General features: G+C 51.9%; 13 protein-coding genes. 1 reads left to right on the forward strand and 12 read right to left on the reverse strand.

Annotation, left to right across the window (positions count from 1 at the left end; all coding sequences use genetic code 11):
* Positions 1-11: 11 nt before the first annotated feature.
* Positions 12-1,547: an ABC transporter substrate-binding protein gene (locus AC0VZ8_RS21660; protein ID WP_475484349.1), complete on the reverse strand. Its 1,536-nt coding sequence runs from the start codon at positions 1,545-1,547 to the stop codon at positions 12-14.
* Between the two features lie 378 nt (positions 1,548-1,925).
* Here AC0VZ8_RS21660 and AC0VZ8_RS21665 point away from each other — a divergent pair, with 378 nt between their 5' ends.
* Complete coding sequence (locus tag AC0VZ8_RS21665; RefSeq protein WP_475484350.1) at positions 1,926-3,539, forward strand: YifB family Mg chelatase-like AAA ATPase; 1,614 nt, start codon at positions 1,926-1,928, stop codon at positions 3,537-3,539.
* Positions 3,540-3,685: 146 nt separating this feature from the next.
* On the opposite strand, the gene AC0VZ8_RS21670 is transcribed toward AC0VZ8_RS21665, so the two are convergent.
* The 11 genes from AC0VZ8_RS21670 to AC0VZ8_RS21720 all read right to left on the reverse strand — a co-directional run bounded on the left by AC0VZ8_RS21670 (position 3,686) and on the right by AC0VZ8_RS21720 (position 17,184).
* Entirely contained in the window at positions 3,686-4,069 is a 384-nt protein-coding gene (locus tag AC0VZ8_RS21670; RefSeq protein WP_071220066.1) for a YraN family protein, read from the reverse strand.
* On the reverse strand, positions 4,069-4,380 hold the full coding sequence (locus AC0VZ8_RS21675; protein WP_071220065.1) for an EscU/YscU/HrcU family type III secretion system export apparatus switch protein: 312 nt from the start codon (positions 4,378-4,380) through the stop codon (positions 4,069-4,071). Before AC0VZ8_RS21675 ends, AC0VZ8_RS21670 begins: the two co-directional genes overlap by 1 nt.
* A complete protein-coding gene (locus AC0VZ8_RS21680; protein WP_475484351.1) occupies positions 4,377-6,404 on the reverse strand; it encodes a hypothetical protein in 2,028 nt (675 codons plus the stop codon). The genes AC0VZ8_RS21675 and AC0VZ8_RS21680 overlap by 4 nt, the downstream gene beginning before the upstream one ends.
* Positions 6,405-6,484: 80 nt before the next feature.
* The gene (locus tag AC0VZ8_RS21685; protein ID WP_074961831.1) at positions 6,485-7,102 is read right to left on the reverse strand and encodes a ribonuclease HII; all 618 of its coding nucleotides are present in this window, start codon (positions 7,100-7,102) and stop codon (positions 6,485-6,487) included.
* A 225-nt stretch (positions 7,103-7,327) separates the two neighbouring features.
* Positions 7,328-8,839 (reverse strand): GH32 C-terminal domain-containing protein, encoded by a 1,512-nt coding sequence (locus tag AC0VZ8_RS21690; protein WP_475484352.1) that lies wholly within the window; start codon positions 8,837-8,839, stop codon positions 7,328-7,330.
* Entirely contained in the window at positions 8,725-11,166 is a 2,442-nt protein-coding gene (locus AC0VZ8_RS21695; RefSeq protein ID WP_475484353.1) for a 3-keto-alpha-glucoside-1,2-lyase-like domain-containing protein, read from the reverse strand. The genes AC0VZ8_RS21690 and AC0VZ8_RS21695 overlap by 115 nt, the downstream gene beginning before the upstream one ends.
* An 88-nt stretch (positions 11,167-11,254) precedes the next feature.
* On the reverse strand, positions 11,255-12,139 hold the full coding sequence (locus AC0VZ8_RS21700) for an ROK family protein (protein WP_475484354.1): 885 nt from the start codon (positions 12,137-12,139) through the stop codon (positions 11,255-11,257).
* A gap of 34 nt (positions 12,140-12,173) precedes the next feature.
* Entirely contained in the window at positions 12,174-13,649 is a 1,476-nt protein-coding gene (locus AC0VZ8_RS21705) for a glycoside hydrolase family 32 protein (protein ID WP_475484355.1), read from the reverse strand.
* Positions 13,650-13,735: 86 nt separating this feature from the next.
* Positions 13,736-15,337 carry an ABC transporter substrate-binding protein gene (locus AC0VZ8_RS21710; RefSeq protein ID WP_475484356.1) on the reverse strand — a complete coding sequence of 534 codons (1,602 nt, stop codon included), beginning with the start codon at positions 15,335-15,337 and terminating at the stop codon, positions 13,736-13,738.
* Between the two features lie 52 nt (positions 15,338-15,389).
* The gene (locus tag AC0VZ8_RS21715; RefSeq protein WP_220684582.1) at positions 15,390-16,271 is read right to left on the reverse strand and encodes a carbohydrate ABC transporter permease; all 882 of its coding nucleotides are present in this window, start codon (positions 16,269-16,271) and stop codon (positions 15,390-15,392) included.
* Positions 16,272-16,287: 16 nt separating this feature from the next.
* Positions 16,288-17,184: an ABC transporter permease gene (locus tag AC0VZ8_RS21720; protein ID WP_475487734.1), complete on the reverse strand. Its 897-nt coding sequence runs from the start codon at positions 17,182-17,184 to the stop codon at positions 16,288-16,290.
* Positions 17,185-17,569 lie beyond the last annotated feature (385 nt).

The raw sequence follows: 17,569 nt of genomic DNA on the forward strand, positions 1-17,569 counted from the left end.
GCAGATATCCATTACTTGGTTTCGTTTAAGAACTTTTGCGTCCGCTCATAAGCACTTTTATGCACATCCAGCACCTGCTGCACGCCAAGCTTGTTCACTTCATTCACGTAAGCATCCCAATCATCCATCGGTTTCTGTCCTAGAATGAACTTGGCGATCTGCTCCTCATGGAATTTTTTCACCGTTTCGCCGACCATGCTGAGCACTTCATTTTCTTCATTCGTATACGCAAGCCTTGGCTGGGGTTTCGTTTCATGGTTTGGCGCGATTTTCATCGCTTCCCGCATTTTTGGGGAATACATGGACTCGTAAGCCGTCATATCCAATACCGTATGCGCCCCGATTGTTGCGATGCCCGTCTTGGTTCTCAAGTCGCCGAACTCTTTGTAATCCGGGTTGAATTTGCGAGCCCCGTTCTCGGTTGTGAACGTCTCGCCTTCCCTGCCCCAAGTTGCCAGCTCAATTCCTTCGGGAGAGAACAAGAAATCAAGATACTTCAGCAGCCGATCCCGCTCTTTGGAATTTGCCGCCACCGCAAAGCCGTCGGACTGCAATCCGGCAAATACATTGTGGGATTTGCCATCCGGCGTTCCAACAGGAGGAACCATATAATCGAGACTGAACTCGGCTGCCTTATCCCCAAGCATTAACGGAAGTTCATCCATGATGCCGATATAATCGCTGGCGATAAACGATTTGTTCTGAAGCAGCAGGTCGTTAAATTGCTTGCGTTTATGTGCCATGAAGTCAGGCGCAACCAAGCCCTCCGTGTAAAATTTATTCATGTACTCAACCAGTTTCTTGTAGTTATCCTCTGTCGGACCATAGCGCCATTCATTCTTCTCGAAATCATAATAGTAGCTGCTGTTGGTATTAAACGCAGGTGCCATATTGACCAGTGGACTCAAACCGTTGAAAACGGCAATCGGGAAGCTGTCCGGGTACAATTCCTTTAATTTTTTGGCGACGGTGTACAGTTCGTCGTATGTCGTCGGCGGCGTCAGATTGTGTTTTTTGAATATATCGTCTCTGTAAAGCCATGACCGCCTGGATTGCTGCTCAAGTCCATACAGCGGCATAAAATAGTTCTTTCCCTCTGGAGACAGAATAGCCGCCTTCACTTCGGGATGGTCCTCGAGAAACTTCTTGTAGTTCGGCATCTGTTCCAAATGCTCGAAATAGTCGACAAACGCTCCGCTCTCCCCGTGCGTATTGGCGGCGTTCAAGCTGTTGACCATCATAAGATCCGGTATTTCGCCCGAGGATATCGCCAGGTTCATCGTTGTGGTGTAATCGCTCATCACGGGTTGTACCTTGAAGGAGATGCCGGTCTCTTCTTTTAAGTAATTGTAAATCGGCCAGTTTTCCTTATAGGGCCAATTCGTATGAGAGAAGGTCATCATTTCTAGTGTGACTTCTTTGCCTAAGGCGGCGTTTTCGGGATTCTCCTCTTTTGCAACGTTTTCTTTTGAGCATCCGCTCAATAATGTGCCGGTTATAACGGCGGCCAATGCCACCAACCCGAGCTTTCGGTTCCAAATGTTCACGCAACCCTCTCCCTTATGTATGATGATGTAACGCCAGCTACTGTTTACAGCAGCATGTCGTTTATGATTTTGATTCTACTTGCCGGAACCGTGCATTGACTATTCACATTCCTTCCCGTTATTGTCTGTAGCTACGATTCTGAAGAAGTGACAACTTTCTGAATTATGGTACATTCACCGCTCAGATCCCGCATCGCGGTTGGGTCCTTGTCCCTTGAATGGAATATCTTGAAGAGGAGTGCGAATTGACAGCCAGGAGGTAAACTTTTACAATACGGACTAGAGTCACCCAGCGAAAATGAGGAAGCACCCATTTCGAATCTTGGATGTTCTTTTGCAATTCAATCCACTGATATCAGAAATGAGGTGCTTTTATTTATGTACGGAAAACTTCATAGCGCTTGCTTGCACGGCATTGACGGCGTTGTCATCCAGGTCGAGGTAGACTTGGCAAACGGACTGCCCCAAACCTCCATCATCGGTCTGCCCGATTCCTCCATTCGCGAATCCATTGAGCGGGTTCGGGCAGCGATTAAAAACTGCGGTTTTACCTATCCCTTAAAACGGGTAACCGTCAATCTAGCACCGGCGGATCTCCGAAAAGAGGGCTCTTCCTTCGATTTGGCGATCGCTGTCGGCATATTGCTGACAAGCGAACAATGGACCTTTTCGAATGCCGGGCAAATATTGATCCTAGGCGAACTCGCACTGGATGGTACGCTCAGACCCATCACCGGGGTGCTACCAATGGTGGAGCAAGCGAAAAAGGAAGGATATGCCGGAGTCCTTCTTCCGAGCGAAAATGCCCCGGAAGCTGCATTGATCGGGGGGATCGAAGTTTATGGGCTCAGGCACTTGAATGAGCTCGTCGAGGATGGATCAGATGGAGTTATCGATAACCGTGAAACTGGAGGAGCAACCATCGCTGCCGTTTCGCTGGCAAAGCTCAGATACGATCAGGCCACGCATCCAAGCAGAACACAAACGGACGGCCTGCAGGACAAACAGTTGGAAGACTATAGAGATGTGATCGGTCAGCAGCATATCAAACGCGCCCTGACCATTGCCGCCGCAGGCATGCACAATATTCTGCTCATTGGGCCCCCGGGCACGGGTAAAACGATGCTCATGAAGCGCCTCCCCACCATACTGCCGCCGCTGACGGACCAAGAAGCGTTGACCACAACGAAAATCTTCAGTGCTGCCGGAAAGCTAAAGCCATCCGATGGGTTAATGACCAGACGTCCCTTTCGGTCCCCTCACCATACCATATCAGCCGGCGGGCTCATCGGAGGCGGTACCATTCCGAAGCCGGGAGAAGTCAGTCTGGCCCATAAAGGCATTCTCTTCCTGGATGAGCTTCCTGAGTTCTCGAGGCATGTGCTGGAGGTGCTGCGACAGCCCCTGGAGGATCGCGAAGTAACCATCAGCCGGGCACGAGCGGTATTTACCTTCCCTGCGCACTTCATGCTCGCTTGTTCGATGAATCCCTGTCCGTGCGGTTATTACGGCAGTGATCACCCTCATCAACGCTGCACGTGCAGCGTTACACGAATTGCTCAATATCGCGCTAGAATATCGGGGCCCTTGATGGATCGGATCGACCTTCAGGTGGACGTGCCTCGGCCAAAGGAATGGCCTGGAAGCACAACACCTGTATCCTCCAAGCAAATGCGGGATCAAGTTTATGCGGCACAAAGGATTCAATTGGAACGTTACAGCAGGCTACCGTTCAGCTGGAACAGCGAACTGTTCGGCAGCTTCCTGAGGAAACATGCGGTGCTCGACAAGGACTCGGCTGAGCTTCTGCAAGCGACAATCGATACGCTGGGCCTGAGCATGCGCGCTTATGACCGAATCCTGAAGCTGGCCAGGACCATCGCCGATTTGGAGGCATCCGATAGGATACAGAGCCAGCATGTCGCAGAAGCGATTCAATACCGTCAGTTGGATCGCCAATATATCACCGCTGATGAAACCACTCATTTGTGAAATGGAATTGGGGAGTAATATGAGCTGTTAACAACGGTCTGTGCTCCAATTGAATAAATAATCTGTCCTACGCAAAGAAGGTGATGGAGCTCGGCTCCTATCACCTTCTTTTTGGTATTCCTATAGATGCTTTGGATCATATCCATCTAAAATGCATTCTCGATATGTTCCATCGAGACGGGCGTCAGATCTGGGCGAAGAATAATGGAGATAACATCAAACCGGATCGGCCGTTCATAATATCGCTTATGATGAACGTACTGCTGGGCTGTGTTTCGGACCTGCATCACTTTGCGGGCGTTCACGGACTCGGAAGGCGTGCCGAAGCTGGTCGTACCGCTTCGGCTTCTGACCTCAATCACCACAAGGGTCCCCCCTGTTTCGGCAACGATGTCCAGTTCTCCAAACCGGCAGCGCCAATTCCGGTCCAGCACCCGGTATCCTTTTTCAATAAGGGCAGCAGCCGCCAGCTCTTCGGCAGCGGCTCCTTTTTGCTTGCGGCTGTCCTTTTTGCCGGAAGGCGAGTTCATTATGGCATCATCCCTCCATCTTTCGCTTGACGATCCGCACGATAAACATATGTCAGCACTTCCGCTACAAGCTGGTACAGCTCCTCGGGAATCTGCTGATCCAGATCCAGCTTGGAGAGAATCTCCACCAAAGCTGCATCTTCCTGGACAGGGACGCCATGCTCTTTAGCTTTGTCTAATATAGACTCCGCCAATTTCCCTTGCCCTTTGGCGACCACAACCGGCGCCTCGCTCTCGCCGGGCGTATATTTCAGGGCGACTGCCTTTTTCATGGCTGTTATTTGCCCTTGCTCTTTCTCTTGCTTGGTCATATCCGCATGTCCACCCCTTTATAGGTTTGCGGGGTGTATTCTGCTGCCGTTCCCTGCACGGACATATCTGAATTAGGCGGGGCAACTAGGGGCAGCGGTTCTGTTTTTACGCTGAGCAATTGGTAGCCGATAGACGAAACAGCTTGAGCCAACTCTTCTTTTTTTCCTTCAAACAGCTCCGCGGCGTAACTTTGATCATTCCGAAAGCTGAGGCTGACGATCCGGTCAACAACCTGCACATCGATCAAGGTCGGGCCTAGAAATTTCATGTCCAAGTCAAACAAAAGCCTGCAGTTGGTCGCATCCAGCTCGCCTTTGCGGCCTCTGCGGGATTGAATATGTACGGATGCCGTCTGTTCCCCATCGACCCCATGCAGAGGTATGAACATCGTGACCTGCGCAAACGGTGCCGTGCGATCGGTGTTTAGTAAAAGCTGCTGGCCCGTCAAATGCTGAACGAGTTGCTGTGCCGCTTCCTTTAGTGCAGGCGGCGTTTCTTGGCTGGATAGCACCTGTAGCAATACTCCCTTCAGTGTGTCTTGCAGGGCAAGCGCCGACTCACCCGTTTGCGTTGAGGCCATGACAGCCTGTTGTACGCCTTGGACAGAATTCTGCTGGCCGGATGGCACAACCGGCTGCGTCAAGCCCTGCTGATTCACGGCACCGGCCTGAGCATTCGGGACAGCTTGCTGATTCGCATTCGCCGTATTCGCCGCATTCCCCGGCGTAGCGAGGGTCCCTGGCATACTCGCTGCTGTGCCACTGCCCCCAGGGGCAGGAGTGGCGGGCAGGGATGCTTGGGCTGCCGCAGCAGCGGTTGGCTGCGCTGCAGCAGGAGGCGGGGCAGCCGCGCCTGCTCCCGTTGGAGCAGCTGCCGATGCTGGCAAGGCCGCACTCGCTCCGGGCGCGGCGGCGCCGGGAGCCGCGCCCGCGGCCGTGCTGCTGCCGGGCGCCGCCGCAGGCTGCCCGGCTGGTGCTGCGGCGCCGCCACTGCGCGCCGCTTCGCCCGCGGGGCCCGTACCGGCCCCGCGCAGGCCTTGCTGCTCGTGCTCCGCACCGAGCAGCTTCAAGAGCCGCCCCACCCACGGCTCCGCGCCAGGGGTGGGCGGCTTTGGCAAAGGGCCTGCGGCCCCTTCGCCTGGAGCTGCCGCCGGCCCCATTGGCACGGCGGCGGGTTGGCCGGCGGCAGGCGCTGCCGTGCCGCCGCTGGCCCATGGCTGCGCGAGCTCGCCGCGCAGCTGCTGCAGCAGGCCCTGCAGCTTGGTCAGCAGCGCCTGCTGACCTGAGCCGGCCTGTGCGGCACTGCCGGCTGCGCCATTCGCAGCAGCTCCTTGCTGCGGTACCGCAGCGGAGGCCTCTGCGCCAGCAGCCGTAGCAGACTTAGCGGATGCTGCTTGTTTCCCCGCATCCACCAAGCCTCCGCTACCTGCGCTTAGAGCAGACGCTAGCTGCTGATCCAACGATTGCAGCAGTTGATGAAGCTGGGGTCCAAACACAGCCTGATGCAGTCCCTTTACACTTTCGGGGGTAATCGGCAGGCCCCGGTGAAACGCGATCGCAGCCGACTCCGCCCATTCTGCCGCGGGAATCTGCGGAGGCTTCACGGCCAATGCCTCACGGAACAAGGCGATATTGTCCTTCGTCAGCGGGACTCCCGCGTTCTGCATACCCTTGATCATTTCGCGGTTTTCCTTCGTATCCGGAAGACCGGCAAAATCCAGCACCTCAGCCATCGAAGACGGGGACAGCGGCTGTCCTGGCGTTTGACTAAGCGGCTTGAGAACGGCCGTCCCTCCCTCTCCCGGCGGCTGAACCTGCAGAAGAGCGGTTTCCCCGGCTCGAAGCGGCGTTTCCAGCTTCGCCTTCACTTGAACGCCCTGGATCTGTACCACAGCTTCCTGCCCGTCCTCCGAAACGTTCATAACGACACCGCGAACGACCTGACCCGGCTTTAATTCTAACGTCTTTGCTTCTCCCGGCTTTTGCTCTCCCAGGAGTCCGCGAATCAACGATCCGATGTTCACGATAGTTCCTCCCACACCTTCTGTTTACCTTATATATCGGCAGCAGCCCGCCTTTTGACGAGGGCGGGCTGCTTCGAAATCTAGAATAGCGACAATTGCTCAATCTCCATATTTTTCAGAAAACTTCTTCTGTGCATCGCGGTGGGTCCGTGCAGCTGCAGCTGTTCACGGTGAAACTTGGTAGCGTAGCCTTTATGTACGGCAATTCCATATTCCGGATAACGCGTCTCCCATTCCCCTTCGCACAATTTGTCACGAGTCACCTTGGCAATAATGGATGCCGCGGCAATGGACTGACTGTTAGCATCACCTTTGATGATGGCACGCTGGGGAATATCGCATTCCACCTTCTCAGCATCAACAAGCAAAAACTGGGGAGTAACAGCCAATTGCTCGATCGCCATCTTCATGGCAAGCCTTGCGGCTTGTTTGATGTTAATGCGGTCAATCGTTTCCGCGTCCACCAAACCAACGCCGACCGCCAGTGCCTGTTCCATAATGAGGTCATAAAGGGTCTCCCGCTTCTTGGCACTGAGTTTCTTCGAATCGTTGATCCCCTCAATCACTAATCCCTCCGGCAAAATGACCGCTGCTGCGACCACATCGCCGAACAAACAGCCTCGGCCGACCTCGTCGATGCCTGCAATATGTATATAACGGCTCCAATACTCACGCTCGTACATCAATAAATCTGTCATAGGTTTAACCCCTTTGGTTCCGAATTACCGTTTGTTACCTATTCGTGCACACGGTGTATCCTATCTATTCTATCAATCTAGTAACTCTTCTAGAGTATCATACTCGCCACGGAGCGTCACCCTTTTATCCCGGCCTGCATCCCGGCAGGTATTGGTTCGTGCATCGCCGAACTGTCGGTTATAATCCCACGAAAAAAAGAGCCGCCGGCAACGGCAGCTCTCCCCTTATTCGATTATCGCTCCCTCGGCTTCAGGGCCAAGCCGCCATCGCTGACGATCCGAACCGGCATCAGGCTCATTCATTTCAAGCCCCGAACCGTCAGCCCTTACGGCAATCGCCCGGCCATCGTGCACGGATCGGATGGTTACCGTATCATCTTCCTGACGTTCCACTCGCCATCGCTGATTGTTATAACCGAGATATGTGTATAACTGAATCCGGTTCTGCCCGGTATCCACATCCAAAGCCTTCCCTTCTGGTGTACGAATGGAATACGTATCGTCCTCTCCTGTTGGTACCAATACCCATAACGGGTTCCCCGTACCCGTTGATTCCTTCACGGTAACGGGTTCGCCGTTTACGGATTTCTCGGTATAGATTGCCTGTTTCACGGCTTCGTTCGTGAAGCTGGTTTTCGTCAGACGAGCTTCAGACGAATGACGGACGTAGACATTTTGATAGGAAGCTTGTCCGCCGAACACATTGACGCCAAAATGCCCTTCGGCAAATGTCCCGTCCATCACATCGATTACCGTCTTCCCGTCCACGTCGACTTGAATATGCGGACCTTTCGCTTCAATCCTCAGGTGATAGGTTCTTCCTCCTTGGATAAAGCCGGGGACTCTGGCCAGGACCTGACGTTCCTCAAATCGCCCTTCGACCATGTAGAAGAGCCGAATCGCCTTCATACCAGGATCCAGATTCAGATAATATCCGCTTCGTCCGTCCCCGCTTGCCCGAAACAGCATGGACCCGGCACCGCCTGCTTCTCCAAGCCGCATGTCTCCTTCGAACGTGAAGTCTCCTGCCTTCTCTTGCGCCATATAATTGGCATCGCTTGAATGGCTGCCCCGGATTCCATGCTCGGTAAGGACCCACTTCGAGGCCTTGAGATCCGGTTTCCATCCCGTCAGATTCGTTTTGAACGTTCCGCTCGAGACTAACACGCGGGTGCTCGCTGATATTTTTCCGTTTGGGGTTGAGGCCGTAATGACGGCTTCTCCCGAATTCAAAGCTTTCAATACGGCATGGGTCTCATCGGATGAAACAATCCGGACCGTATCGGGATGACTGGATGACCATACCAAAGGTTTCTTCCCGTTGCCCTGGACACGATCCACGGCTGCGTACAACGCTTCGGTCTCTCCCTGGGACAGGTCCAGCTCGTATGAATCCAACAGGATTCGGGAAGCAGGTTCCGATAGATCAAGATGCTTCCACACGGAATCCAGCTCATGCACCTGAAGGGATTTCAGCTTCACTTGGCCGCCTTGGGTGTAAAAGCTCAACCCCCGTCTGGCCCGATCCGGAAAAATAACGTCCGAGAATACAACGTTTCCGTCATTGCCGAACACCTCGACGGAAGATTCATCGACGTAAATACGCAGCTTGACCACTCCATCTATGGGGTACAGCAAAGCTTTGTGTTCGGTCGAGAACAGACTGGAGAAATCCGTGGTTCCCGATGCCGAACGGTCAATGAACATGTGATGCGCAGAGTTATTATAACCAACCACCGTCTGTTGTCCGCCGCCTTCCCGCAGCCGGAAGCCGAATTCCAGCTCGCTGCTGTCCGTAGGAACTCGACTTCCGCCTCGATTTCAAACGCGCCTGCCTGAAGTCCCTTTAGAACATTCTGCGAGGTCTCCGTCACTTCCCTGTTGTTCACATGGATTACCGTATTCCGGAGGGTCTCAAGCTCAGAGATTGGAGACTGGTGCAGACGTATCCCCTCACTCGTCGTTCTGAGTGACAGCTCTCTAGGTATGGTCAGCTGACCCTTCCAGCCTGAAGTTGGAAAACTGAAGGGATAATCCCAGTTCGTCATCCATGCCAGCATGATTCTTCGATTGTCCGGCAAGTCGGAGAAGGACATGGAGGCATAGAATTCCTTGCCCCAATCCGTTCTCAGCACGGTCCCCGCCGTATGATCATTCATAAATTTGCCGTCTGGCGTCACATCGCCGATAAAATATTCCGCATCGGAGCCTTGGGTGTTCGGATTAGCGCCGCTGCTGATCATCAACACCCATTTGCGCTGACCCGAGCCGTCCACGGCAAGCTGAAACAGATCCGGACATTCCCACACGCCTCCACGGATATATTCCCCATACCCGAAACGGTCCGTTAAGGTCCAATCGACCAGATTGTCGGAGGTATAGAAGCGGATATGATCTCCCCCTGATACCACCATGATCCAGCGGTTGTTGGCTTCATCCCGAACCACTTTGGGATCGCGAAAATCCCATCCTCCGGGATCCTCGCCCTGTTTGCCCGGGTTCTCGATGAGGATCGGCCGTTCTTTCGAATACGTCCAGGTCCGTCCGTGATCGGTGCTGTAAGCAAGTCCGATCTTCTGATTCCCGCCAAACCGATCAGGATTGAAGGATGTGTAGTAGGCAATGAGTCCTTTGCCTCCAGAATCCCCGAACAGACCTGAAGCGTTCGTTGTGTCGGCTATGGCGGAACCCGACCAGACATGTCCGAGATCGTTCCAAGGCAGTGCGATCGGCAGCCGGTTCCAATGCACCAAATCCCGGCTGACCGCATGCGCCCACTGGCCTCCGTCCTGATGGAAGAGATGATACTCCCCTTCGAAATAGACCAATCCGTTCGGATCGCTTGCCGAGCCTCGGATTGGGCTATAGTGATACTGCGGGCGGTATTCCTCGGTATAATAATCCTCCATCGGGGTTACGTACACGTCCTGAAAGTAAGCCGTTCCGGACTTTATCTTCATCCCGATCGATCCGCCCGCATAACTTCCGTCGGATATGCGGATCGCAGCCGGTTCGTAACCATCTACAGCGATTTGAATTCTGTCTCCGGAGACGTGGATCTCCACATGATGCGCTCTTGTGGGCAGGCTTGGGTATGTACGGCTCGATGCGCCGATCACCTTTCCATCCGAGGTTTCCAGCGTTACCCGGACCTGATTATCCGCTCTCCTGAATATGGCTTCGTATCCCTCCGTTCCTTGGTCGTTCCCTCTCCAATAGAACCCGGCTTCAGCCTCTCCCCCTAAGGTGATATTGCCTTCCAGCACATAATCCGCAGCCGCATTCTTATAGATTCTGTAGGCTTCGAGCCCTTTCGATGCCGATCCCTTAAGCCCTTTGATGTCAGGCTGCCAGTCCCCGCTCGTATTTACCGGTCCGAACAAGTTGCCTTTCCACTCGCTCACCTTGATATTTTGAAAAAGGGCGGAACCATCCCATACATGTAGACCCAGCTGTCCTGTGGAATAAGCCGTATCATCGACTTCAATCATCGGCTCATATTGGTTTCCCCAATATACCTTGATATTGCTGCCTACCACCTTGACCTTTAGGTGAACGATTTCCCCTTGACTCAACGAGAGCGCTTTTTCAACCTTCAATCTTCCGTTCCCTTCGCGGGCATCCTTGAGGCGAACCAAGCCTGCACTGGGTACGATTTGCAGCATATACGATGACCAGCCGTCAACGCTTGAACGAAAGACCAGCGAAGCATCTGCTTGCATATCTGTAATCATCACATCGGCTTCATAGACAAAATCATCTGCTCTGGTTGCGGAGATCGCCGCTGCATTCTCACTTGAATCGGAGCTAAGCCGTAAACCTTCTGCCGTTTGTTCCATATTGCCATTGCCCTTCAACTGCCACCCTTCGAGGTTGGTCTTTACATTGGATGCGCTTTCAAAAATGTCGTTTTCTCCTTTCCCTTTCAAAGCTGCATTCGCTTCTTGGATCGCTGACGCCGCCCATGCCGAATCCGGAATGACGCTTGTCGCCAGCAATAAGGTCATCGTGATCGCAGACATCGTGCGCAGCAACATGGTATGTACATTCTGCGGTAATTTCATATATCCACCTCGTTTCGATTCTTTACCACACGTTATATAGGAAGGAACAGCCCGAACACTCGGGCTGATCTCCTAATGACGAACCTGTTTATGATTGCGAATCTTGCCATGCCCGGATTCCCAGAGCCAATGCGCCGCATAAACCGGACTGGGTGCCTAATACCGGAGGAACTATATAATTCTCGATATCGTGTACAATTTCGTCGGCAAGCACATATCCGTTCAAATTGCGCCTCACCTCTGCACGAATGAGGGAATACAGCTGAGCTTGCTGCATAACCCCGCCGCCCAGTATGATCTTCTCCGGGGAATTCGTCAGGATCAGTCCGGTTATGGATTGCGCTATATAATAGGCTTCGATTTCCCAAGCGGGATGATCGGCCGGCAGCAGATGTCCTTTCAACCCCCATCGGGCTTCAAGCGCCGGCCCTGCTGCCAATCCTTCCAGGCAATCGCCATGATAAGGACAGGCTCCTGCAAAAGCATCTTCGGGATGGCGCTTAACGGGAACATGGCCGCCTTCCGGATGAACCAATCCATGAACCAGTCGTCCTTCGGCATAAAGGCCGAGACCAATACCTGTACCCACCGTATAATAAGCGCAGCTGCTCAGCCCTCTCGCTGCTCCCCAAGTCGCTTCTCCAAAAGCAGCTGCATTAACATCCGTATCCCAGCCATAGGGAATGTCCATATGCGACTTCATCTTACCGAGGACATCTGTATGCGACCATCCAGGTTTCGGTGTTGACGTTACATATCCGTATGTCGGGCTCTCCGGTTTCAGATCGATGGGGCCAAATGACCCGATGCCAATGGCGTCTACCTCATGATCCTTGAAATAGGAAATGGCTCTGGATAATGTCCCTTCCGGCTGTCCTGTCGGAAAGCTGAAACTGTCCTCGACGATTCCATCTTCACTTCCAATACCGCAAACAAATTTGGTGCCGCCCGCTTCCATTGCTCCAATACGCATACTGCCGGATCTCCTTGTGTCTTATCGATTCATATTACTTTAACTGGCCACCAGATGAAGAAACCTCATAGATATGGAGGGATTCTATAACCTTCCGGTTATCATCGGCAAATACGGTTATTCCCATTGAAGCAGCATCAGGATAAATTAAATCCGTGATCACCGCCTGCCCGCGATCCGCGAACAGCTCCACGGACGAACGGTCCACGAAGATCCGCAGTTCCAGCATAGAGCCCGGTGTCTTTAACGGTGCCGCATGCTTGCCGGGGAAATCTTTATGGAAATCCGCTTGCCCTGAACGGCTGCGATCCACGTATACTTCGGCTAACCTTGCATCCCAACCGACCAACGTTTCTTGTCCTAATCCTGCCCTTACTTTCAAACCAAGCGAAGATGTTGGATCAAAGCGGACAAGGATCTCGAAGTTCTCCAGCCTTACAGCCGCTAATCGGACAGCAGCCTCATCCACGGCTATATCACGCAAGGAAAGCACCTCATGACGATACTCCTCGATTTCACGAATCGGCTGCTGCGTTACAATGATTTCACCTTCCAGCATCTCCAGCTTAAGTTCCCGCACCAAGGTCATGGCACCCCTCCAACTATCCGTTGGTGTCAAGTTTGCGTATTTCCAATTGCTCATCCAGCCAATGAACAGCCTTCTGCCATCCGCTGCAGGAATGTCGGACCAGCTTACTCCGGCATAATTGTCCCTGCCGTAATCCAGCCACCGCACATCACCCTTGGAGCGCCTATCCGGAATAAACGCTGTTCCGTCAAAATCTCCAATGAAATATTGCGTTCTGGAGCCCTCGACAAAGGCCGAATCATCGCCAATGCTGACAAGCATGACCCATCGTATTTCATTGTCCTCCGTAGTAAGAGGGAACAGATCGGGGCATTCCCATACTCCATCATGAAATCCGATGCCCTCTCCAAACTCGCTGGCAAATACCCATTCTTTTAAATTGGAAGATCGATAGAGACATACCGTCTGTCCGCACGCCACAATCATCACCCACTGCGATGACGGCTCATGCCAGAACACTTTGGGATCCCGAAAATCAACATAGCTGTCATGGCGAAGGACCGGATTTCCTTCATACTTCGTCCAGGTTCTTCCTTCGTCCTTGCTGTACGCCAGACTTTGGTACTGAATCATTGGCTGTGCGCCCGGCACATCATGATGGTGAGTGAAAATCGCCACAAGCCCGGACCCTTCGTCGAAAAATCCGCTGGAATTGTTCCAGTCCACAACCGCACTGCCTGAAAAGATCGTGCCATGCTCATCGGGCGCTAACGCAATGGGGAGCTCTTCCCAGGAAACCAGATCATTGCTGACCGCATGTCCCCAGTGCATGGGTCCCCATGTGGTGCCAAAGGGATGATGCTGATAAAACAAATGGTATTCCCCTTTAAAATAGACCATGCCGTTAGGATCATTCATCCAGTTCTTCTGTGGTGAAAAATGGTAGGCATTTCGATAGTTTTGCTGTTCCGTGTTCGTCATTCGGTGATCTCCTTCATTATCGTTATCATGTGGGTTTACGGCCGTACTTCAACGATATGCATGAACGGCCGCTGCATTCCACACGGTTACTTCATGTTTCTGTCGTATCCCGTTTGCTTGATCGTCAGCCACTCCTGAAGTCCAAGTCGATCCAATTCCTTCAGGTAAGCATCCCATTCCTGATCTACCTTTCCATTCTGGTACCATTCGGTGCGCATTCTTTCCAGGTAAGGGAACAAGTCCGCTTCAATCGTGGATAAGCGATCCAACTCGTCGATGGAGAAGAACACTTTCGGGTATGTATTCTCCGCTTTCATGTGCGGGACCATGACGTCTTTCATGAGTTTGAGCCTCCACGCCGCATCATCCGGCATCGTGGTGTATTTTCCATAATACTCGTCCAGGATCGCAAGCGGCCCCGCGATGCTTGTTTTTTGCCTAAGCTCTACCGGAGCCGTGCCTTCAAGCGGAAGATGCTTCAGCATCCCTTTGGCTTCATCCAGCTCAAAAATATTCTGCTGCGTATCGTCACCGTAAGTTCCCCAGTTGTTCTGAACCGATTGGAGCGGTTCATACATCGCGTCAATCCATTTGGCCGTTTCCTCCAGCTTCTTGTTGCTGCTGGTAATGACCAATCTTCCCCGGTCAAGACCGATTCCGTTCGTCCTTGTTACATTGATCTCGCCGGTTGGCCCTGCAAGCGGCGGCATCAGATCATACGTTTCGTTCATGCCCGTAATGTTAGCTTTATCCCATGTAAAATACATGCCGTACCGGTGGTCCTTTCCCTTGGCCAGGTAGGTATTCCAATCCTGCTGGAATGCTTCGATGTCGATTAATCCCTCTTCATATAATTCGTGAATGAATGCTATGGCTTCCTTATACCCCTTGTCGGCTGCGGTAAACACGACCTTCCCGCCATCCGTAACGACGGTGTGATCCCAGTTCTCGCCCAAGCCGAATGAAGCAAACAGGAATGTCAGATCCTCACCCCCCGGCTTATTAATGAAGGACAGTGGTATTTCGTCCGCCTGTCCGTTGCCGTTCGGATCTTGGGTTTTGAACGCTTTCAATACAGTTTTTAGCTCTTCCGTGGTGGTTGGCATCTCAAGCCCCAAGGCGTCGAGCCACTCCACGTTAATCCAGGGGAAGTTATCCACCGATTGAATCCGCTCTTTCCCTGAACCCAACTCCTCGATCCATGGAAAAGAATAGATATGTCCATCCGGTGCCGTAATCATGTTGACGTATTCCGGTGCTTGCTCCAGCACCTTTTTCAGATTGGGCATATGCTGTTCGATTAAATCCTCCACGGGAATGATGACTCCGTCCTTTGCCAGTTTCAGCAGATCGTAATCTCCGTACCCCGCATCGAAGATGGCGTCGGGCAAATCTCCGCTAGCCACGGCCAGATTGCGTTTTTCCGCAAATACATCGCTTGTATAGTTCTTCCACCTGATGTGAATGCCCGTTTTCTCCTCCAGCCGCTTGTTGATCAGCTTCTCGTTAGGGTCGGCAGGAGCCAGCGGCGAGCTTTGCGTCAGAACGTTCAGGGTGACCTTACCGTCCGGCGACTCATTTGAGGCTTCCCCGCCCTTGCCGCACCCGGACAAGAGCAGCACGGCTGCCAGAGCTGTCAGAGTTACCGCTTTTTTACGGTTTTGTTTCTTGAATCCCTTCTTATTCATATCAATGACCTCCCAAATCATGTATTAGGATTACTATGTTGAAGGCGGCACGCTATTTGAGAGAGCCAACCATAACACCTTTCTCGAAGTACTTTTGGAAGAACGGATACATAATCAATAGCGGAAGGCTGGATATCACGATCGCCGAATATTTAATCATTTCCGAAAGCCGTTTCAGCTCCGCCATCGCAAGCTGGTCGCTGATCATGCCCGGCGCAGCCTGGTTTTGTATCAGAATCGATCTAAGAACGAGCTGCAGCGGGTGCAGTTTGGGATCGTCCAGATAGATCATGGCATCGAAGAATGCGTTCCACTGGCCAACAAAAGCATACAGCGCGAGCACAAAGATAATGGGCTTGGATAGCGGCAGAACGATCCGGACAAAGATCTTCATATCGGAAGCCCCGTCCACATTAGCAGCCTCCTTCAATTCATTCGGCACCCCTTTGAAGAAGGTTCTGGACAAAATGATATTCCACACATTCACCGCACCCGGGATGATCACGGCCCATACCGTATTGAGCATGCCAAGCTCCCTCACGAGCAAGTACGTAGGAATCAGTCCGCCTCCGAAAAAAATGGTGATAATGAACAGCGTCATGAAGAAGTGTCGTCCGGCCAGCCGGTTCTCCGAAAGGGCGTATCCCGCACAGACCGAAACCGTTACCGTAAGAAGTGCAAATGCTGTTGAATAGAACACCGCATTGCCAAATCCGCGAAGCATCGCAGGATTGGACAGGATCATCTGATAGCCTTCCAGGCTCCAATCGGAAATTTTAAAAGAGAGTCCTTGATTCAGCAGCACGGTGGGATCCATGAACGAAGCAACGACAATGTAAACCAATGGAACGATCACGACCAGTACGGCTAGCGTTAAAAAGATTGCATTTAATGACAACAGAAAGCGGTCGAAGCGTGAATGTTTAACGGCCATGAATATGTCTCCTTTCCTAGTAGAGGCCTTCGCCTTCATTGAGTTTTCGGACAATAAAGTTCACCGTCACGAGCAAAATGACATTGATGATGGAATTGAATAAACCAACCGCTGCCGAGTACGCGTAATCGCCTGACTGTAAGCCGACCTTATATACATAGGTAGCGATAATTTCCGAAGTGGGAAGATTCATGGAGGTCTGCATCAGATAAGCCTTCTCAAAGCCAATCGACATAATGCCCCCTGCCGCAAGTATGAAGACGATCGCCATAATGGGCCTAATTGTGGGCAGATCGATATTACGGATGCGCTGGAGCAGGTTAGCTCCGTCCAGGCTGGCCGCGTTATGCAGCTCCGGGTCCACATTCGCAAGAGCAGCCACATAGATGATGGAGGCCCACCCGGCACTCTGCCATATATCCGATAGGATATAGATCCACCTGAAATATTCCGGCTGCGACATAAACATAAGCGGATTACCCGTCATCCAAATGACCAATTGATTGATCGGCCCCGTTGGCGACAAGAAGATAAACAGCATTCCGACAATGACGACCACCGAGATGAAATTGGGTGCATATAGAAACAGCTGAACATTTTTCTTGACCGTCGCTTTGCGAACCTGGTTTAACATGAGCGCAAGCAGGATCGGCACCGGAAAGCTAAAGATCAGACCAAAAAAACTCAATTTAAGCGTATTCATAAAAATGACGTCAAAATTCGGCGAGGCGATAAACTTTTCAAAATGTTTGAGCCCAACCCACTCGCTGCCCAGAATCCCTTTAATGGGACTGAAATCCTTAAATGCGATAACGGCACCGTACATCGGGACGTATTTGAAAATAAGGGTCAATATAAGCGCTGGAGCTAGCAGTATGTACAGAAAATAGTTTTTCTTGATGAAAGCGAGCATTCGCCCCGCAGAACTCCGTTCTCTGATTATCCCTGCCCCCTGGTTGGCTGGTTCCATTGAATTTTCCAAACCTGTTCCCCCGTTCTTTCTAGAGAAGTTTACATATTGCTTACAGAAAAGGCTTTCATTTTTCACTTATGTTGAATGTTGCTTTTACAATTTATCAAATGTTGTAACTTCAGTCAATCTTTTTTGTAAAAATATATTTGTGCAATTGACAATATTAATTGTTCGTTTACTTCATCCATTGGTCATAAACAAGGGCAATCCATGTCGTTTATCACGTGAAATTACGGATTCCCACCCTTTCCATCCTTGTTAGATGATGTTTTAACAAATGTAATGGAATAACGAAGTCGATTTCAACTAAATCACGGTTGTTTAA

Source organism: Paenibacillus sp. QJM3NY_38, from assembly GCF_056173265.1.

What these genes read in the sequence shown, in the direction of transcription:
- AC0VZ8_RS21700 (WP_475484354.1), bottom strand. Translation starts at nt 12,139, where the DNA reads ATGCGTATTGGAGCAATGGAAGCGGGCGGCACCAAATTTGTTTGCGGT.
- AC0VZ8_RS21715 (WP_220684582.1), bottom strand. Translation starts at nt 16,271, where the DNA reads ATGGCCGTTAAACATTCACGCTTCGACCGCTTTCTGTTGTCATTAAAT.
- AC0VZ8_RS21710 (WP_475484356.1), bottom strand. Translation starts at nt 15,337, where the DNA reads ATGAATAAGAAGGGATTCAAGAAACAAAACCGTAAAAAAGCGGTAACT.
- AC0VZ8_RS21670 (WP_071220066.1), bottom strand. Translation starts at nt 4,069, where the DNA reads ATGAACTCGCCTTCCGGCAAAAAGGACAGCCGCAAGCAAAAAGGAGCC.
- AC0VZ8_RS21665 (WP_475484350.1), top strand. Translation starts at nt 1,926, where the DNA reads ATGTACGGAAAACTTCATAGCGCTTGCTTGCACGGCATTGACGGCGTT.
- AC0VZ8_RS21720 (WP_475487734.1), bottom strand. Translation starts at nt 17,184, where the DNA reads ATGCTCGCTTTCATCAAGAAAAACTATTTTCTGTACATACTGCTAGCT.
- AC0VZ8_RS21685 (WP_074961831.1), bottom strand. Translation starts at nt 7,102, where the DNA reads ATGACAGATTTATTGATGTACGAGCGTGAGTATTGGAGCCGTTATATA.
- AC0VZ8_RS21695 (WP_475484353.1), bottom strand. Translation starts at nt 11,166, where the DNA reads ATGAAATTACCGCAGAATGTACATACCATGTTGCTGCGCACGATGTCT.
- AC0VZ8_RS21705 (WP_475484355.1), bottom strand. Translation starts at nt 13,649, where the DNA reads ATGACGAACACGGAACAGCAAAACTATCGAAATGCCTACCATTTTTCA.
- AC0VZ8_RS21675 (WP_071220065.1), bottom strand. Translation starts at nt 4,380, where the DNA reads ATGACCAAGCAAGAGAAAGAGCAAGGGCAAATAACAGCCATGAAAAAG.